At 61.6% G+C, this 15839-nt stretch carries 20 protein-coding genes and 1 pseudogene; 9 read left to right on the top strand and 12 right to left on the bottom strand.

All coding sequences use genetic code 11. From position 1 onward, the window contains the following. From NKJ40_RS19100 to NKJ40_RS19120, 5 genes and pseudogenes are all read left to right on the top strand, one after another. A pseudogene (locus NKJ40_RS19100) lies at positions 1 to 360 on the top strand (hypothetical protein); the annotation flags it as partial. 2 nt (positions 361 to 362) lie between these two features. After that, positions 363 to 809, top strand: a complete 447-nt coding sequence (locus NKJ40_RS19105) for an RbsD/FucU family protein (RefSeq protein ID WP_352467352.1) — start codon at positions 363 to 365, stop codon at positions 807 to 809. Further along, complete coding sequence (locus NKJ40_RS19110) at positions 806 to 1729, top strand: carbohydrate kinase family protein (protein WP_352467353.1); 924 nt, start codon at positions 806 to 808, stop codon at positions 1727 to 1729. Before NKJ40_RS19105 ends, NKJ40_RS19110 begins: the two co-directional genes overlap by 4 nt. Before the next feature lie 247 nt (positions 1730 to 1976). Beyond that, the gene (locus NKJ40_RS19115; protein WP_352467354.1) at positions 1977 to 3119 is read left to right on the top strand and encodes a DegT/DnrJ/EryC1/StrS family aminotransferase; all 1143 of its coding nucleotides are present in this window, start codon (positions 1977 to 1979) and stop codon (positions 3117 to 3119) included. A gap of 18 nt (positions 3120 to 3137) precedes the next feature. Further along, on the top strand, positions 3138 to 3344 hold the full coding sequence (locus NKJ40_RS19120; protein ID WP_292653636.1) for a hypothetical protein: 207 nt from the start codon (positions 3138 to 3140) through the stop codon (positions 3342 to 3344). Between the two features lie 22 nt (positions 3345 to 3366). Here the strand turns inward: NKJ40_RS19120 and NKJ40_RS19125 are convergent, their stop codons facing one another. Both NKJ40_RS19125 and NKJ40_RS19130 read right to left on the bottom strand, forming a co-directional pair. Continuing rightward, on the bottom strand, positions 3367 to 3771 hold the full coding sequence (locus NKJ40_RS19125; RefSeq protein WP_352467355.1) for a type II toxin-antitoxin system VapC family toxin: 405 nt from the start codon (positions 3769 to 3771) through the stop codon (positions 3367 to 3369). Further along, positions 3768 to 4001, bottom strand: a complete 234-nt coding sequence (locus NKJ40_RS19130; RefSeq protein ID WP_292653638.1) for an AbrB/MazE/SpoVT family DNA-binding domain-containing protein — start codon at positions 3999 to 4001, stop codon at positions 3768 to 3770. The genes NKJ40_RS19125 and NKJ40_RS19130 overlap by 4 nt, the downstream gene beginning before the upstream one ends. A 254-nt stretch (positions 4002 to 4255) precedes the next feature. On the opposite strand from NKJ40_RS19130, the gene NKJ40_RS19135 reads away from it, so the two are divergent. After that, positions 4256 to 5275, top strand: coding sequence for an LLM class flavin-dependent oxidoreductase (locus tag NKJ40_RS19135; protein ID WP_352467356.1), 1020 nt, complete (start codon positions 4256 to 4258; stop codon positions 5273 to 5275). A gap of 59 nt (positions 5276 to 5334) precedes the next feature. Here NKJ40_RS19135 and NKJ40_RS19140 read toward each other — a convergent pair whose 3' ends face one another. Beyond that, positions 5335 to 5961, bottom strand: coding sequence for a CDP-alcohol phosphatidyltransferase family protein (locus tag NKJ40_RS19140; RefSeq protein WP_352467357.1), 627 nt, complete (start codon positions 5959 to 5961; stop codon positions 5335 to 5337). 272 nt (positions 5962 to 6233) lie between these two features. On the opposite strand from NKJ40_RS19140, the gene NKJ40_RS19145 reads away from it, so the two are divergent. Further along, complete coding sequence (locus NKJ40_RS19145; protein WP_352467358.1) at positions 6234 to 6707, top strand: phosphatidylglycerophosphatase A family protein; 474 nt, start codon at positions 6234 to 6236, stop codon at positions 6705 to 6707. A 271-nt stretch (positions 6708 to 6978) separates the two neighbouring features. On the opposite strand, the gene NKJ40_RS19150 is transcribed toward NKJ40_RS19145, so the two are convergent. Next, complete coding sequence (locus tag NKJ40_RS19150; RefSeq protein ID WP_352467359.1) at positions 6979 to 7461, bottom strand: Lrp/AsnC family transcriptional regulator; 483 nt, start codon at positions 7459 to 7461, stop codon at positions 6979 to 6981. Positions 7462 to 7548: 87 nt separating this feature from the next. Between NKJ40_RS19150 and NKJ40_RS19155 the strand changes: the two genes are divergently transcribed. After that, positions 7549 to 8622: a pyridoxal-phosphate dependent enzyme gene (locus NKJ40_RS19155; protein ID WP_352467360.1), complete on the top strand. Its 1074-nt coding sequence runs from the start codon at positions 7549 to 7551 to the stop codon at positions 8620 to 8622. Positions 8623 to 8683: 61 nt separating this feature from the next. Next, entirely contained in the window at positions 8684 to 9301 is a 618-nt protein-coding gene (locus NKJ40_RS19160; protein WP_352467361.1) for a glutathione S-transferase family protein, read from the top strand. Positions 9302 to 9486: 185 nt separating this feature from the next. On the opposite strand, the gene NKJ40_RS19165 is transcribed toward NKJ40_RS19160, so the two are convergent. From NKJ40_RS19165 to sctL, 8 genes are all read right to left on the bottom strand, one after another. Beyond that, positions 9487 to 10329 (bottom strand): D-glutamate cyclase family protein, encoded by an 843-nt coding sequence (locus NKJ40_RS19165; RefSeq protein WP_352467362.1) that lies wholly within the window; start codon positions 10327 to 10329, stop codon positions 9487 to 9489. Between the two features lie 161 nt (positions 10330 to 10490). Then, positions 10491 to 11306 (bottom strand): type III secretion system export apparatus subunit SctT, encoded by an 816-nt coding sequence (gene sctT / locus NKJ40_RS19170; RefSeq protein WP_352467363.1) that lies wholly within the window; start codon positions 11304 to 11306, stop codon positions 10491 to 10493. Between the two features lie 9 nt (positions 11307 to 11315). Continuing rightward, on the bottom strand, positions 11316 to 11585 hold the full coding sequence (locus tag NKJ40_RS19175) for an EscS/YscS/HrcS family type III secretion system export apparatus protein (protein ID WP_352467364.1): 270 nt from the start codon (positions 11583 to 11585) through the stop codon (positions 11316 to 11318). Positions 11586 to 11603: 18 nt separating this feature from the next. Then, positions 11604 to 12257: a type III secretion system export apparatus subunit SctR gene (sctR, locus tag NKJ40_RS19180; protein WP_352454246.1), complete on the bottom strand. Its 654-nt coding sequence runs from the start codon at positions 12255 to 12257 to the stop codon at positions 11604 to 11606. Further along, a complete protein-coding gene (gene sctQ / locus NKJ40_RS19185) occupies positions 12250 to 13371 on the bottom strand; it encodes a type III secretion system cytoplasmic ring protein SctQ (RefSeq protein ID WP_352467365.1) in 1122 nt (373 codons plus the stop codon). Before sctQ ends, sctR begins: the two co-directional genes overlap by 8 nt. Before the next feature lie 18 nt (positions 13372 to 13389). Beyond that, positions 13390 to 13878, bottom strand: a complete 489-nt coding sequence (gene sctO / locus NKJ40_RS19190) for a type III secretion system stalk subunit SctO (RefSeq protein WP_352467366.1) — start codon at positions 13876 to 13878, stop codon at positions 13390 to 13392. Then, positions 13865 to 15223 carry a FliI/YscN family ATPase gene (locus NKJ40_RS19195; RefSeq protein ID WP_352467367.1) on the bottom strand — a complete coding sequence of 453 codons (1359 nt, stop codon included), beginning with the start codon at positions 15221 to 15223 and terminating at the stop codon, positions 13865 to 13867. The genes sctO and NKJ40_RS19195 overlap by 14 nt, the downstream gene beginning before the upstream one ends. After that, positions 15220 to 15837, bottom strand: coding sequence for a type III secretion system stator protein SctL (sctL, locus tag NKJ40_RS19200; protein WP_352467368.1), 618 nt, complete (start codon positions 15835 to 15837; stop codon positions 15220 to 15222). The genes NKJ40_RS19195 and sctL overlap by 4 nt, the downstream gene beginning before the upstream one ends. Between the last annotated feature and the right edge of the window lie 2 nt (positions 15838 to 15839).

Raw genomic sequence — 15839 nt, forward strand, 5'->3', positions numbered from 1 at the left:
ACCGCAGGCTTTCCTATCGGCTGGGGCGCGCGGGGGGGGCCCGGGGGGCCCCCCCCCCCCCCCCCCCCCCACGACTGGATCACCAGCGCCTCGCAGGCACTCGCCTATGCCATCGTTGCGGCGTCCTCTGTCATCGATTTCGAAGCCGCGGTGATCGACGGATGGATGCCGCTCGCCGTGCGCCGCCGGCTCGTCGGTGCCGTCATCGAAGCTATCGGCAGGATCGACGGCGAAGGCCTGAGGCTGCCGGGCGTTCGCGAGGGAACGGTCGGCATCCATGCGCGAGCGCTAGGTGGCGCCAGCCTGCCGCTATCGGAGCGCTTTCTCATCAGCTCGACCACGATTTCCCGGAGCTTCTGAGCATGCTGATCGGCATCCCGGCGCTGCTCGGCCCGGAGCTTCTGGCGATATTGCGCGCCATGGGCCATGGCGATGAGATCGCCCTGGTCGACGGCAACTACCCGGCCGAGCAGCAGGCACGGCGGCTGATCCGCGCCGACGGCCATCATCTCATCCCGGTGCTCGATGCCATATTGAGCGTGTTGCCTGTCGACGACGCCGTGCCTGACGCGCTTTTTCGCGCCTCGGCCAAAGGCGATCCCCTGCTCGCCGATCCGGTTCATCATGAGATCGAAGCGATCTGCGCCAGGCGTGTGCCGGGCCGCAAGGTGGTTGCGCTTGCCGGCGCCGACTTTTATGCACGGGTCAAGGCCGCGCACGCGATCGTAGCGACGAGCGAGCCGCGGCTTTATGCCAACATCATCATCCGCAAGGGCGTGATCTATCCGCCGGAAAGCAAGACTTCATGATCCTCTGCTGTGGCGAAGCCCTGATCGACATGCTGCCGCGCACCACGACGGAGGGCGAGTCGGCCTTTGCGCCCTATGTCGGCGGTGCCGTCTTCAACTCGGCAATTGCGCTTGGCCGGCTCGGCGCGCCCGCTGCCTTCTTCTCCGGCCTGTCGTCGGATCTGTTCGGGGGCCAGCTCAGGGAGGCGCTGGGAGCCAGCAAGGTCAGTTCCACCTATGCACACACCTCGCCGCGCCCGACTACGCTCGCCTTCGTGCGGCTCACCAACGGCCAGGCGACCTACACATTCTACGACGAGAACACCGCCGGGCGCATGCTGACCATCGAGGATTTGCCGGAACTCGGCAGCGAGATCGAGGCCATGCTGTTCGGCGCCATCAGCCTGATCTCGGAGCCGGCCGGGTCGGCCTACGAGGAGTTCATGCGACGCGAGCATGAGCGCCGCGTGATGATGCTCGACCCCAACATCCGGCCAAACTTCATTCCGGACAAGGCCAAGCACCTCAGGCGCATCCGCAACATGATGGCGATGGCCGACGTCGTGAAACTGTCGGACGAGGATCTGAACTGGTTCGGCGAAGCCGGCTCGCATGAGGACGTGGTCCGCAACTGGCTGGACCGCGGTCCGAAGCTGATCGTCGTCACCCATGGCAGCGAGGGCGCGGTTGGTTACAGCAGCCAGCACCGGGTCACCGTCGTACCGGACAAGGTCGAGGTGGTCGATACGGTCGGCGCCGGCGACACCTTCAACGCCGGCATCCTTGCTTCCTTGCACGAACAGGGCCTGCTCTCGAAGACGGCAATCGCCAGCCTGCCGGAAGATGCCATCCAAAAGGCGCTGACGCTCGGCGCCAAGGCCGCAGCGGTGACGGTATCGCGGGCCGGCGCCAATCCACCATGGCGGCATGAACTCGCTTGACCGGCTGGTGCGCAGCCCATGGACTGCTCACCGGCGATCACTTTATGTTTCGTCCAGCCTGGCGGGCGGGATGCGAAGCCTGTATCAGGCCGGCCGAAGCCCGGATTTCCCCGCGTTTAAGAGGGCAGATCGGAAATCAGAGGTAACAGGCTGCGACACTTGAGCAATTCAGGGTTTTGCCCTGCGGCTTTCTCGGCCGTGCCAAGTCTGCTACCAGCGGCCGGTTATCTGACTATTTGAGGCCGACATGCAGTTCATCGATCTTGGCGCGCAGCGCGAACGCATCCGCGACAGGCTGAAAGCGGCAATTGACCATGTCGTCGACGAGGGCCGCTATATTCTCGGACCTCAGGTCACCGAATTCGAAAACAAGCTCGCCGCCTATATTGGCACCAAGCATGTGGTCGCTTGCGCCAACGGCACCGATGCGCTGCTGCTGCCGCTGTTTGCAGCCGGCATCGGCCCGGGCGACGCGGTGTTCGTGCCGAGCTTCACCTTTGCCGCCACGGCCGAAGTGGTGGCGCTGACCAAGGCCGAACCGGTGTTCGTCGATGTCGATGCTGACAGCTACAATATCGACATCGCCAGCCTCGAGGCGGCAATCGCCATGATCAAGGCTGAGGGCCGGCTGAGGCCGAAGGCAATCATTCCCGTCGACCTGTTCGGCCTCGCCGCCGATTACGAGGCGATCATGGCCATCGCCGATCGCGAAGGCCTGATGGTCATCGAGGATGCGGCGCAGGCGACCGGCGGCTCGGCCGACGGCAAGATGTGCGGCTCGTTCGGCACCGTCGGCTCGACCAGCTTCTATCCGGCAAAGCCGCTCGGCTGCTATGGCGACGGCGGTGCGATGTTCACCAATGACGATGCGCTGGCCGAACAGCTGCGCTCGTTTGCTTTTCACGGCAAGGGCGAAACGCAATACGACAATGTCCGCGTCGGCATCAACTCGCGGCTCGACACGCTTCAGGCGGCGATCCTGATAGAGAAGCTGGCCATCCTCGAGGACGAGATGGTGGCGCGGCAAGCGGTCGCCAATCGCTATGCCGAAGGTCTCGGCGATATCGTCAAGGCTGCGCGCAATCTGGGCGGCGGCCGCTCGGCCTGGGCGCAATACGCCATCGAAACGCCGAAACGCGACGGGCTCAAGGCACATCTCGGTGAAAAGGGCATTCCGTCAGTCATCTACTATGTGAAACCGCTGCACAGCCAGATTGCCTATCGCGATTATCCGCGCACGCCGACCGGCCTTGCCGTTTCGGAAGGGCTGCCGAAGCGCATCCTGTGCCTGCCGATGCATCCCTATCTGAGCGAGGCTGACCAGGACCGGATCATCGAAACGATCCGTAACTATATCGGCTCGAATTCGGCGCATGTAGCGGCGGCATAAATTCGAAAGCTTCGAAGCGTGGTCGCGGATTACATCGACGAGTTCATCATGTTCTGCGCCGGGTTGTGGATGGCTGGCGTCGGCTTCGGATTTTTCTCGGACCCCTCTCAAGCTCGCCCCGGCCAACAGCAGGCATGGTGGACCAACTTTGGAACCCATTTTAAATGGATGGGGCCGCTGTTGATCCTCATCGCGATAGTGCTCGCATTCGCGGCACCTTCCTAGCGGACCCTATTCGGCGGGCTATTCACGAGTTCGGTGCGATCAGCTTGAGTGATGGAAAATAGGTACGATAACGACCAACATCGCGAGTGAGCAGCGGCAGCCCATTGACGGCGGCATGGGCGCCGATGAAAAAGTCGGGCAGCACGCCGGAGCGCAACCCGCCCGATCTCCTGTATTGGGTAAAGACCTTTCCCGCGAGGAACAGTGCTGCCCGTGGCATCGAAGCGATTTCGAGACCAGCTTTGTCAAGAAACGCGTCGAGATCCTCGATGCGCCCGTATCGGACGGCCAACTCCGCATAGACAGCATCGTTGATCAACAGCGGTCCATTCAGGCTTTGGGCCTCAAGCTGGGCGATCGACCAATCCGCCCAGTTCGGATCATTGGTGACAAGATCGAGCAGAACGTTGGTGTCGACCAGCGTCACACGTCGCCACGCGTCAGTGCCATGATCGCGTCGGTATCGAGACCCTTGCCGGCATGGCCGCGCAATTTCGCGAAGCGGCTCGCGGGCTGCTTCTTGTCACTGCGCGTAATCACGACGTTGCCGTCATCGGCGCGGCGGAAGTCGACTCTGCTGCCCGGGACGATCCCAAGCAGTTCGCGGACCGGCTTTGGAATAGTCACCTGTCCCTTGGCTGTGACTTTGGTGGTCATGTTCGAACCTCGGTAATACCAATAATCAACAAGGTATTACCCGTCGTGTTGGATTTCAACCGCTAGATCGGTATCCATCCGTCATTTTACGGTCGCACATTGGCCTTCTGCACTGCCAGAACTCATCCCCTGCCCTCTCTCCCAAATCGGCCGGCGCGGCTTTGAAAGATTGCCGTCAGGGCAAAATTTTTGAAGTGCTTTGCTCTGCGCCGAAGCATAGTCTGCACCTGTCTTCCCTCTAGGCTGGCTATTTCATGAAGAAGATTGGTTTCCTCTCGTTCGGGCACTGGACGCCCTCGCCGCAATCGCAGACGCGGACGGCATCCGACGCGCTTTTGCAGTCCGTCGAGCTGGCGGTCGCGGCCGAGGAGCTGGGTGCGGACGGCGCGTATTTCCGCGTGCATCACTTCGCGCGCCAGCTCGCCTCGCCCTTCCCGCTGCTGGCAGCGGTTGGGGCGAAGACCAGCCGAATCGAGATCGGCACGGCGGTGATCGACATGCGCTATGAGAACCCGCTCTACATGGCCGAGGACGCCGGCGCCGCCGACCTAATCGCCGGAGGGCGTCTGCAGCTGGGCATCAGCCGCGGCTCGCCGGAGCAGGTGATCGAGGGATGGCGCTACTTCGGCTACGCCCCGCAAGAGGGCGAGAGTGATGCCGACATGGCCCGCAGACACACCGGAGTGCTGCTCGAAGTGTTGCTGGGCAAAGGCTTTGCGCAGCCCAACCCGCGGCCGATGTTTCCCAACCCGCCTGGCCTGCTTCGCGTCGAGCCGCACTCGGAGGGCCTGCGCGAGCGCATCTGGTGGGGCGCCGCCACAAACGCCACCGCAGAATGGGCTGCGAAACTGGGGATGAACCTGCAGAGCTCCACGCTCAAATTCGACGAAGGCGCAAAGCCGTTTCACATCCAGCAGGCCGAACAGATCCGGGCTTTTCGTGAGGCCTGGAAGGCGGCAGGGCACACGCGCGAGCCGCGGGTGTCGGTCAGCCGGAGCATTTTTGCGCTGGTCGACGATCGCGACCGCGCCTACTTCGGCGGCAACCAGAGCGGAGATCATTTCGGCTATATCGAGGCAGACAGGCTTGCCGTGTTCGGCCGCTCCTATGCCGCCGAACCGGACGTCCTGATCGAGCAGCTAAAGGGCGACGAAGCCATCGCCGAGGCCGATACGCTGCTGCTTACCGTCCCCAACCAGCTCGGCGTCGACTACAATGCCCACGTCATCGAGGCGATCCTGACCCATGTCGCCCCCGGCTTGGGCTGGCGCTGACGCGCGACTTTGTTGGAAAAGCGCACGGCTGTCGATACGATGCTCGCGTTCTGGCGGTCTCACTGCTGCTTCCCGTCGGCTCGTTTCAGCATCGCGAATGCGCGACTGATCCGTTGCAGCGCTGTGGCGTTGGCCAGCACTGCGTACAGCGCGAACCCGCCCGCCAGAATCCAGGGTGAAGCCGCGCCCATGGCGGTAGCGACTCCGTCGGCGGCGAGCAGCACGCAAATGAACACCAGGCGTTCCATCCGCTCGAAGAAATCCGGCCAACCGTGGTTTTCCACAGGGATTTCCAGCGCCGTCCGCGCCTTGGCGTAACTGGTGAGGATCCCGCCGGCGAACGCGAACATTGCGATCGCCCACAGATCGGCGACCCAGCCGATTGCCGCAAAGACGGCCAATTCCTGATAGCGGTCGACGACGGCATCGAAATAGCCACCGGCCTTGGTGCTCATATTTGTCCGGCGGGCGACCGCACCGTCCAGCGCATCGAAGGTGAAGGCAAACGCCAGGCAAAGGCCAAAGGCAAGACTTGAATGGTGATAGACATAGGCGGCCGACGACAAAGCGACGAGCACGAGCCCGCTGGCCGTAACCTGGTTCGGCGTCATGCCGATCCCGATCAGCGGAGAGGCGGCCTGCTCCCATAGCGGGTCGATGCGACTTTTCATGAGACCGGCGATCATGGCGGCTCCTCTGATGATGTCGTTTCACCGAGCTTTACCAGCAATTTGCGGGTTTGTTCCACCGTCGCTACCGTTTGACTTTGTCAACGCAGACGGAGAACTGGCTCAGCAACGTTCTCAACCCGACGCAACAGCGATTTCTTTTTGGCGGATGCGGCCGGCGGATTAAGGTGCTCGCCAAGCTGACGGAGCAAATCGACCGGCGGTCTGGCGGCCGCACCCGAACGATGTGACTAAGTTGCTGCCATCCGTCGGAAGCCGGCCGAAACTCGATGCATAAATTTTCACCCAAGTTTGCCTACCTGCTCGCGACCTCTGTCGGCGCGGGATTATCTCCAATATGGCCGGGCACGGCCGGCGCAATGGTTGGAGTGGCTGTTGCCGCAGCTCTGATACCTGCATCGCCTTGGCTGACGGTGCTTGCCTATGCGGCCCTGTTCGCCGTCGGCGTATGGGCGTCATCGCATGTCATCTCCCGTACCGGGACGGAGGACCCGCAGATCGTCGTCATCGATGAGACCTTCGGCGCCGCCGTGACACTTTCCATGCTGCCACTCGACCCACTCTGGTGGGCAGCAGGCTTCCTTGCTTTCCGGTTTTTCGACGTCGTCAAGCCTTGGCCTATCCGTATCATGCATGACAAGGTAAGGGGTGGGGCCGGCATCATGCTGGACGATGCTGCCGCGGCTGTCGTCGCTGGGGCGTTGCTGCTCCTGCTGAACGGTTTGGTTGACCATTTGCGGTAACGGCGGCATCGGCCCCCACTGCCAAAGGCCGGCACGATGGTCCATGCGAGTTTAGCACCACAAGGGAGGACCGGACCGATGCGAAGCTACAGGATAGCGGCCATTCCAGGCGATAGGATCGGCAAGGAAGTCGTGCCCGCTCCCGCCGCTCACCGATGATGTTCGTGTGCGTCCGTGCGGAAACCGAACCCGTCAGGTGTTTCGATCAGCATCCTTGATTGATATTCCGGATCAAGCAGGGCAATCAGCTTGCCGGGGACACGCCGCAAACTCAGGCAATGGATAGCGGCTGCGCATCCGCTGCGCCGACCACTTCCCGCATTGTCACGATGGTGCGAAAAGCCTTCACGTTCGAATCGGTGTGGAAGACTTCCCGCGCGAAGACATCGTAAGCCTCCATCCCCGGCAATTGCAGGAGGAGCACGAAATCCGTTTCACCGGTGACATACCAGGCCTGACGAACCTCCGAGCGCCCACGGAGCTTGCCGATGAAGGCGTCCAATTCGACAGCGCTCTCCCGATCTAGGGAAACGAGCACATGGATGGTTAGCGGCAGGCCCACGGCCGCCGGACGAACGACGGCAATGTCTGCTGCGATCACGCCATCTTTCCGCAGCCGGCGCAGGCGGCGCAGGACCGCACTCTGGGAAAGCCCGACCTGCTCGGCGAGACGCCGCGCCGGGATCTGGTTGTCGCGCTGAACCAGCGACAGCAGTACATGGTCGAAGCGATCCAGGGCGGCAGTTTTCGTCATAAGGACAGGCATCTATGACGAAATCAGGCAGGTGGGCAACGACAATAGGCGCCAAGCGGCATCGTTTCCGGAATAGAATTTCGCCTCATGACCACAGACACACAGCCGGGCCTTGGCCCCGATCTCATTGCGGCGCTGTTACAGCGCCTGTCGCCATTTTATGCACCGACACCGCTGCTCGACCTGCCAAACCTGGCTGCGAGCCTGGATGTGACCCAGGTGCTTGCCAAGAACGAGGGCCACCGTGCCCTCGGCAGCTTCAAGTCCCTCGGCGGCACTTATGCCGGTCTGTGCGCTCTCGCTCGCACTACCGGGATGGATATCGATGAATTGCTCGATCCAGAGCGGGCCCAGACGCCGCTGCCGGCACTGATCACAGCCAGCGCCGGCAATCACGGACTTGCCGTCGCCGCGGCGGCGAAGTTTGCCGGCGGGAGGGCAAGGATATACCTCCACCCGGGCGTTCCTGCAGCGCGAGTGCGGCGTATCGAGTCCCAAGGCGCCGAAATCGTGCGGGTCGACGGCACCTATGACGATGCCGTGGATCTGGCCTCTGCGGCGGCCCGCGCCGGAGAAGGCATTCTCGTGGCCGACACCTCGAGCGACCCGGATGACCCAGCTGTCGCAGATGTCCTCGCTGGCTATGGCGTGCTTGCTGCGGAAATTCGTCGCCAGGTCGACGAGATTGGCCATCTGAGGCCAACCCACCTTTTCGTGCAAGCCGGTGTCGGTGGACTTGCCGCCGCCCTGACGGCGGGGCTGAAGGACTGGCTGATGCCTCCAGCCATGATCGTCGTGGTAGAGCCAGAGGCCGCAGCCTGCGTCGCGGCCGCACTGTCGCAAGCACGGTCCGTGCGGATATCCGGCGATCTCAAAACGTCGGCGGACATGCTCGCCTGTGGCGAAGCAGCTGCATCGGCGCTCGACGTACTCCGCCAAGGCAACGCTCGGGTCATAGCCGTGTCCGAAGCGGCGCTTGCCGACGCGAAGAGCCGGCTTCGCGAGGCAAACGGTCCAGGTACAACCCCGTCGGGTGCCGCCGGCCTCGCCGGTCTTGCCACAGCCGTCGCGGTTTCCGGCCTGTCGCAGGAGCTTGCGCTCGATGGATCGAGCCGGGTGCTGATCATCGTGACCGAGGCCGAACTGGAGAGGGACGCATGACGAGGGTGCCGGGTCGGGTGAAGGAACGAGATTGGCCGGTACCTCGGCGCAGAACGGGTCCATGAAACTCATTTACCAGACCCACTCCCCCTACGCGCGCAAGGTTCTGGTCTTTGCCCACGAGGCCGGGCTTGCCGGACGTCTGCGCGTCATTCATCAGGAGACGAGCCCCATCAATCGCAACGATGATGCGTTTGCGATCAATCCACTTGGCAAAGTGCCCGTTCTCGTTCTCAACGATGGGTATGCGATCTTCGATTCGGGCGTAATCTGCGACTATCTCGACAATCTCGAAAGCAATCGTCGGCTCATCCCCGAAACAGGGCGGGCCAAATGGTCCGCCTTGCGCCTCCAGGCGCTCGCCGGCGGCATGTGCGACGCAGGCATTTCCATCCGCTGGGAAAACGAGCGCCGCCCTGAACATCTGCGTTATCCCGCCTTGGGCGCAGGCATGACGATGAAGCTTATCGAATCCTATGACTTCGTGGAACGCGAGGTCGAATTCGACGCGCCGCTCCATGTCGGCCACATCGCGCTAGCCACTTGTCTAAGCTGGCTGGAATTCCGCCGACTGCCCGACTTCTTGCAGGGAAGGCCACGACTGGCACAATGGTATAGAGCCTTCGTGGAACGCCCTTCAATGCGTGCCACACCCTATGACGGCGACACGCGAGATTGATATCGATCGCCAGGCTTTCGAAATCCAGTACGCGTCGGTCGCCATGAAATATCGGCTCCGGATTGCGCGTACTCAGTCATGCTCTCAGAAAACCGAACGGCGGCAAAGGGTGCCTATCCTCGCGTCCGCCCTGCTGTCGAAGTGCTTCGGAGCGTTGGATCAGGCAAGCTCCGACTTGAGCACGATCATTGCAAGCTCGCGCCAAGTTCGAAATTAGGCCAAGACAGCGCTCGTGCATCCACGTCTGTGATCAGCATGTGGCCCGGCGAGACGGTGATGGAGATCGCGAGTTCGGCACGAGCAAGAGCGTCTTGGGCGGTCAGGCTGCTGGCCCAAAATACAGGGACCTCCCCTTCCAAGACTTCGACGGCATCACCCCAGTCGGGAGCCATCAAATTTCGGATGCCGATCGTCGTGGGCTCTCCGACATGGACGGGAGACCCGTGCGCATGCGGAAAGCGCGCGGTGAGCACGCGAACCTTGTCGACCTCGCTATGCCGTATCGGACGCATGGAGACGACCATTTCGCCACCGAACGGTCCGACTTGGGACGTCTCGATCTTGGTGCGGAATTTGGGGGTGGTTTTTCCACGGCCGATACGCCGGAGTTTCACACCCCGTTCGACAAGTGCGGCCTCGACGGTGAGCGAACTGCCGAGCGCGAAGGCCGCAAAGTCATCTCGCCACAGGTCGATGATGTCTGTGGTCTGGCGGATCATTTCGCCGAAGTGATAGATGCTATACTGTGGTGCATCGGTCCGAATGTCGATATCGCCCAGCGCTGGCAGAAATGGGCTGCCCGCACGGCTCACACCGACCAAAGGGCAGGGTTTCGGATTGCGCACACAAAACTGATAGAAATCGGCGGCAAAGCTGCGCGGCACAATCACGACGTTGGCCTGGAGCTTGCCGCGCGCAAGCCCTCCTGTATGCCCTTCATAGGCACCCATCCTGACGAGTCTGCGCAATCTGCCCGCATCGACCATTCGCAAATCCTCGTAGATCGGTAAAGTGATCGGGCGAGCCATGGCTTCCAACGGATGCGCGTTTCAGAGACACGTCGAGAGCGCGTAAGATCATCGGCGGGTCTGCCGCTTGTCAAATCATCAGAATCTTTCCTCATTGATAAATCGTATTTATTGGCCGGCGAAGGATGGCGCTTTTTATTAGCTTTTGCTCATATTTATTCTCATTGACACTCGCGGCAGCCGATCGCTTCTATCTGTCGGCTTGCCTCATGCAGGAAGCCAAGATCCCGGTTCATGTAGAAGAGCAGGAAAGCCGCATAGAGTACAAAGACGAGACTGAACACCAGCGTCTTGACGATCAGCGACAGTGCAAAAACGTTCAGGTGCGGAGAAGCCCGCGCTAGGAATGCCAGCACAATGTCGGACAGGAGCATGCTGATGATGAGCGGGAAAACGAGGGTCAGCGCCATCGCCATGATGCGATTCAGCAGACCCAGAAATATTCCCGCAGCATCCTTGCTGAATACAGGCAGAAGACTGTCGATCGGCCACAGGCCGTAGCTCTCGTAGAGACTGGTCAGGGAAAGCTGCAGGCCGCCGGCAGCCAGGTAGATTGTGACCATGATGACTGCGAGCAAGGTGCCGGTAGCACTCGTCTCGTGCGTCATCATAGGGTCGATCAGCGTCCCCATCGTAGAGCCCCGCTGCAGGTCGAGGATGTCGCCGGCAGCCTCCGCTGCCCAGAACGGTATCCCCATACACAGCCCGAGCGTTACACCGACCACAACCTCCTTGAGAATGTAGGCTGCGATCATCGTGGTCGTGATGTCGCTGTTCGTCAGCTTGCTCACGACCATTGGAAAGATTGGAACTGCCAGCGCCAGCGCCACGCCATTGCGTAGAAGCCCTGATAGCGGCACACGCGAAAACAGCGGCATCAGAAGCATGAAACCACCCACGCGAGCGAGCGCGAAAGCGCCTGCCAGGAGATAGACCTGAAGGTCTTTGACAGACGCGAAGAGTGGTTCGACCGGCACCCGCGTGCCTCAACGTGTGACGACCGGGAATTCGTCCAGAGCCGTCGATGCCTGCTGCGCGATCTGCTGCCCAAGCACAGGACCTAAGACGATGATGACCAGCAGGATCACGACAAGCTTGATCGTCTGCGGCAGCGACTGGTCCTGAATCTGTGTCAGCGCCTGGGCAAGGCCGACGAGGATGCCGACCGCCAGCGCCGCAATGATCGCTGGGCTGGACGCGAACAGCACCGTCAAAAGCGCGCTTTGGACCTTCGCCAGGATGAAGTCATTGCTCATGCGAACCCGCCAATGTCGTCAGCCGTAACTCAGGATCAGGCCATGCATCAGCCGCGACCAGCCATCTATGGCGACGAAAAGGAATAGTTTCAGGGGAATCGAAATAAGGACCGGCGAGACCATGATCATGCCGAGCGTCATCAGGATATTGGCAACAACGATGTCGATGATGAGGAAAGGAAGATAAAGCAGGAAACCGATCTCGAAGGCTCGGGTAAGCTCGGACGCGACAAAGGCCGGAACAAGGATCGAGAGATCGTCGTCCTTCAGGTTCTGCCGCGCCTGTTCCGGCCAAAGGCGGCTCGTTCCATCGAGAAAAAACTGCCGCTCCTGCGGCTGAGTGAATTTCATAAGGTGTCGCTGCAATGGTTCCCTGACCAGTTGTGCTGCCCTGGCGAGGTCGTCAGTCGTCTGGAACTGAACTTGCCCTTCCTGAAGTCGGCCAGACATCTCGCTCAGCAACGGTGTCGTGACGTAGACGGTGAGCACAAGCGCTATGCCGTACAGCACCAGATTGGGTGGCATCTGCTGGACGCCGAGTGCGTTACGGATGAGAAACAGCACGACCGAAATCTTCAAGAACCCTGTCATCGTGACCACCGCCAGAGGCAGCAACCCGACGAAGCCGACGGCGATCAGAATACCAAGGAGATTGGGCGAATTCTCAAGCATTGTCGAACATACGAACGATCCGCACGCCCAGGCTTTCCCCAATCCGCACGATCTCGCCACTGCCAACACGTTTACCGTTGGCAATGATGTCGACAATCGCCTCCGTCACATCGGGGAGCGAAACGATGGCGCCGGGCGCAAGCAGCCTCACTTCTCCGAGAGGCATTGCCGTGCGGCCGATTTCGAAAGCGAGTACAACCGGCAACTCGTCCAGAGTTGACTCTTCCAAGGTCTGGCCGACTGACGACGGCGTGTTCTGGTTCATGGTCCACTCCCAATTGGATCCGGCGATGGGGGTCGGCGCCGCAAGCAATTGCGGCCCGGCGGCAGTCAGAGCCACCGACGCATAAAGGTGCTCGGCAATGACGAGTGCCGCATTGCGTTCTTCCGCCTCATTCCTGAAAAGCACCACGTCGCCAGCCTGCAGGCTTTTCAGCTCACCAAGGGTTACTTTGAGTGCGCCACGCCGAAGGCAGATCGGCAGAGGAAATTCGGCCGGGATCGGCGGTCCGGCATTGGCGATCTCGTCAAAAAGACGGCCGATCCGAACCGCCAGGCTGGCGTCATTCGTGTTCAAGACGCAGTCAATCGTTTCCTGGCTGTCGGTCAGGACAAAAGCCAACGGGGTCTCGCCCGAAACCGAAACGGCTTCTGTTTGTGTGACCGAGGTGAGCGCGATACTCTCGCCCAGCTTGGCCTCAATCCATTCGAGATCCTCTTCAAACGCGGATTCCAGCAGCAGTGCGGCATGGGCGGGGGCCAGCCGCTTCATGTCGACCAGTTCGTCTGCCCTGGCGAAGCCCCTTTCGACCACGGAAAGCGGCAGGCGCAATTTGCCCATCGTGTCTCCGACGGAGAACGCAATGGTGTACCACCACTGGTCGGCAGGGTTGGGCGCCGGCCAGACGGCGGCAATCGGCACCGCCCTGCCCGCGATCGTGATTTCCGCGGGCGCGCGCCGGCGGTAGAAGGCGTTCAATGCCTCAACGTCGACAGACGCAACAGAGTTCAGCACCAGCCGCTCGCCAACGCTTGACCGTGAGGCCTTGCGTTTTGCCGGCTTTACCTGCGCTCTCGTTTTTCCCGACGCAAAGGCTTGGGGCATCACATCCATATTCGATCACAAACTGGGCTATCGTTCTGTGGGCAGGCGCGTTGGACCGCGCTCTTCTTCCTCGGAAAGCTCGGCAAGCGCCAGGCAACGTCGTGCGGTGCGTTTGATCAGATGCTCCAATAGCCCGTCCAGCTTCGTCAGAGCTTTCATGGCCGCACGATGATCATTGCGAGCTGCCGACAGTTCCTCTTTCCGTTGCTGCTCGGCGACGCCGGCCATCTTCTCGTTTTCACGCAACTGCTCGGTTTTTCTGGCGGCGATTTCGAACCGTCCCTGTAGCTGGTGAAGGCTGGCAGCCTTTATCGGATGCCCAATAAGCGAGCCGAACGCTGCGTCTTCGGCATCGACCGTGCGCTGCAGGTGCTCCGTGACCGCTCTGGCCGCCTCCCGACCCTTCCTCGCGGCCCGGTCCAAAGCGGCGTGCCGTCTGATCACCTCTTCCCGTGCACGGTCCTCACGGCGGCGTCTGAGGTCGCGTAATCGAGTGATCATCTCACGATCTTTCACCGACGATCTCCCGCATGAGTTGGCGTGTCCTCTCGAAGCTCTCATGAGTGGCGGACGCCTGACGCAGAAAGGCGTTGATGACATCGATCTTCACCACCGCCTCGTCCGCCACGGGATCGCTGCCTTTTTTGTATTCGCCGACGCGCAGGAGAAGCTCGATGTCAGCGTAGCGGGCAAGCAGTTCGCGCAGGTGGCCGGCGTCGGACCGATGTGCCGGCGCCACAACCGCATCCATGAGGCGGCTTCGGCTGCGCAAGACATCAATGGCCGGGAAATGGTTGCGCTGGGCAAGCTCGTTCGACAAGAAGACATGGCCATCAAGGAGGGCCTGAACTTCCTCGGCGACAGGGTCCAGCGTACCGTCGCCTTCAAGAAGAACGCTGTAGAGGCTGGTGATGGATCCGACGCGACCCGTGCCTGACCGCTCGAGCAGACGGGGCAAGATCGCAAAGAGCGAAGACGGAAAGCCGCGACGCGTCGGCGGCTCGCCCGCGGCCAGGCCAATCTCTCTGTGCGCACGGGCAAACCGGGTTAGGTTGTCCATTGCAAGCAACACATGCTTGCCCTGGTCGCGAAAATATTCGGCAATGCTGGTCGCCACATAGGCAGCCTTGACACGCTCAATGGCGGGACGGTCCGAGGTCGCAACAACGACAATGGCCCTCGCCCGCCCCTCGGGCCCGAGCTGTTGATCGAGGAATTCGCGCACCTCACGTCCGCGCTCTCCAACAAGGGCGACCACCGCGACATCGGCATCGGTGCCGCTGACGATATCGGAAAGCAGGATCGACTTTCCCACGCCCGGTTCGCCAAAGATTCCGACGCGCTGGCCGCGCGCACAGGTGAGCAGCGCATCGAGGGCGCGTATTCCGAGCTGGATCGGCTGGGAAATCAAGCTGCGCTCCAGCGGAGATGGCGGATAGGCATTGACCGGATAGCTGCCGGTGATGCCGTCCGACGAAAGCGGCTTGCCGTCCAACGGCTCGCCAAGCGCGCTGATCACGCGACCAAGAAGGCTGGGGCCGACGGGCACCTGCTGGTCTTTTCCGGTCGCCACGACCTCAGTCAGGTTTGAAAGACCGGCCAAATCGCCCAGCGGAACAAGGATCGCCATTTCGTCCATGAGGCCGACGACTTCCGCCTTGGTCACCCTTCCGGTCCTAGGGTCGACGAGTTCGCATATCTCGCCGATCCGTGCCTCCTCCACAGTCGCATGAATGACCGTGCCGGCGACCCGCCGTACACGCCCCTTCCTGGGCCGGCCGGTATCGTCGCGCAGCCCCGAACGCAAATTCGGGATGATGGAGGCCAGACGGCTTTCGATATCAGCGGCGGGCGCGGTCATCGGACCTCCGTCTTCGACGCAATCGCGGCAGCTATGGCTTTGAGCTGTGCGTCGATGCTCGCGTCGACGACGGCAAAGTCGGTCGAAACGATGCAGGCGTCGGGAGCCAGCGCCTCATCCGCGTCGATCTCAACCGTCATCCCCAGATCACTTTCGCGCAAGACTGCGTCCAGCTCATTACGAACCCTTTCGATGGACCCGGGATGAACTCGGACTTTCAGGTATTTGGCGCGGCGGATTTCAGTCACCGCCTGTCTTGCGGCTTTGGCGACAAGCGCGCCGACGTCGAATTCCCCCAGAATTCGCCTGACGATGTCGACGGCAAGGCCAACGACTTCGGATTCCAGCCCACCAAAATAGCGATCCACCTTGACCGCCGTCTCGCTGACTAGCCGCGTGGCCTCAGCATCGCCTTGCGCCTTGCCGTCGTCATAGCCCAGCGCGTATTCGGCCGCATAGGCTCGCCGAGCGGCGTCGCGCAACTGCTGCGCATCACGCCTTGCTTCATCGAGAAACGCATGCCCATCCTGCAGAGCGCGCACCTCGGCGGGCCGCAGGATCCGAGCGTAGGGACGCCTCACCAGAGCTTCCGGCGCTTTGCCCGATTCGACCATCT

The organism is Mesorhizobium sp. M0119, assembly GCF_040322615.1.
In the GTDB taxonomy this organism is placed as follows: Bacteria; Pseudomonadota; Alphaproteobacteria; order Rhizobiales; family Rhizobiaceae; genus Mesorhizobium.

Bases quoted from the DNA above. Each gene is read 5' to 3' on its own strand.
- sctR (WP_352454246.1), bottom strand. From the start codon at position 12,257: ATGCTTGAGAATTCGCCCAATCTCCTTGGTATTCTGATCGCCGTCGGC.
- NKJ40_RS19110 (WP_352467353.1), top strand. From the start codon at position 806: ATGATCCTCTGCTGTGGCGAAGCCCTGATCGACATGCTGCCGCGCACC.
- NKJ40_RS19135 (WP_352467356.1), top strand. From the start codon at position 4,256: ATGAAGAAGATTGGTTTCCTCTCGTTCGGGCACTGGACGCCCTCGCCG.
- sctL (WP_352467368.1), bottom strand. From the start codon at position 15,837: ATGGTCGAATCGGGCAAAGCGCCGGAAGCTCTGGTGAGGCGTCCCTAC.
- sctQ (WP_352467365.1), bottom strand. From the start codon at position 13,371: ATGGATGTGATGCCCCAAGCCTTTGCGTCGGGAAAAACGAGAGCGCAG.
- NKJ40_RS19165 (WP_352467362.1), bottom strand. From the start codon at position 10,329: ATGGCTCGCCCGATCACTTTACCGATCTACGAGGATTTGCGAATGGTC.
- NKJ40_RS19195 (WP_352467367.1), bottom strand. From the start codon at position 15,223: ATGACCGCGCCCGCCGCTGATATCGAAAGCCGTCTGGCCTCCATCATC.
- NKJ40_RS19115 (WP_352467354.1), top strand. From the start codon at position 1,977: ATGCAGTTCATCGATCTTGGCGCGCAGCGCGAACGCATCCGCGACAGG.
- NKJ40_RS19150 (WP_352467359.1), bottom strand. From the start codon at position 7,461: ATGACGAAAACTGCCGCCCTGGATCGCTTCGACCATGTACTGCTGTCG.
- NKJ40_RS19160 (WP_352467361.1), top strand. From the start codon at position 8,684: ATGAAACTCATTTACCAGACCCACTCCCCCTACGCGCGCAAGGTTCTG.
- NKJ40_RS19175 (WP_352467364.1), bottom strand. From the start codon at position 11,585: ATGAGCAATGACTTCATCCTGGCGAAGGTCCAAAGCGCGCTTTTGACG.
- NKJ40_RS19145 (WP_352467358.1), top strand. From the start codon at position 6,234: ATGCATAAATTTTCACCCAAGTTTGCCTACCTGCTCGCGACCTCTGTC.
- NKJ40_RS19140 (WP_352467357.1), bottom strand. From the start codon at position 5,961: ATGATCGCCGGTCTCATGAAAAGTCGCATCGACCCGCTATGGGAGCAG.
- NKJ40_RS19130 (WP_292653638.1), bottom strand. From the start codon at position 4,001: ATGACCACCAAAGTCACAGCCAAGGGACAGGTGACTATTCCAAAGCCG.
- NKJ40_RS19105 (WP_352467352.1), top strand. From the start codon at position 363: ATGCTGATCGGCATCCCGGCGCTGCTCGGCCCGGAGCTTCTGGCGATA.
- NKJ40_RS19155 (WP_352467360.1), top strand. From the start codon at position 7,549: ATGACCACAGACACACAGCCGGGCCTTGGCCCCGATCTCATTGCGGCG.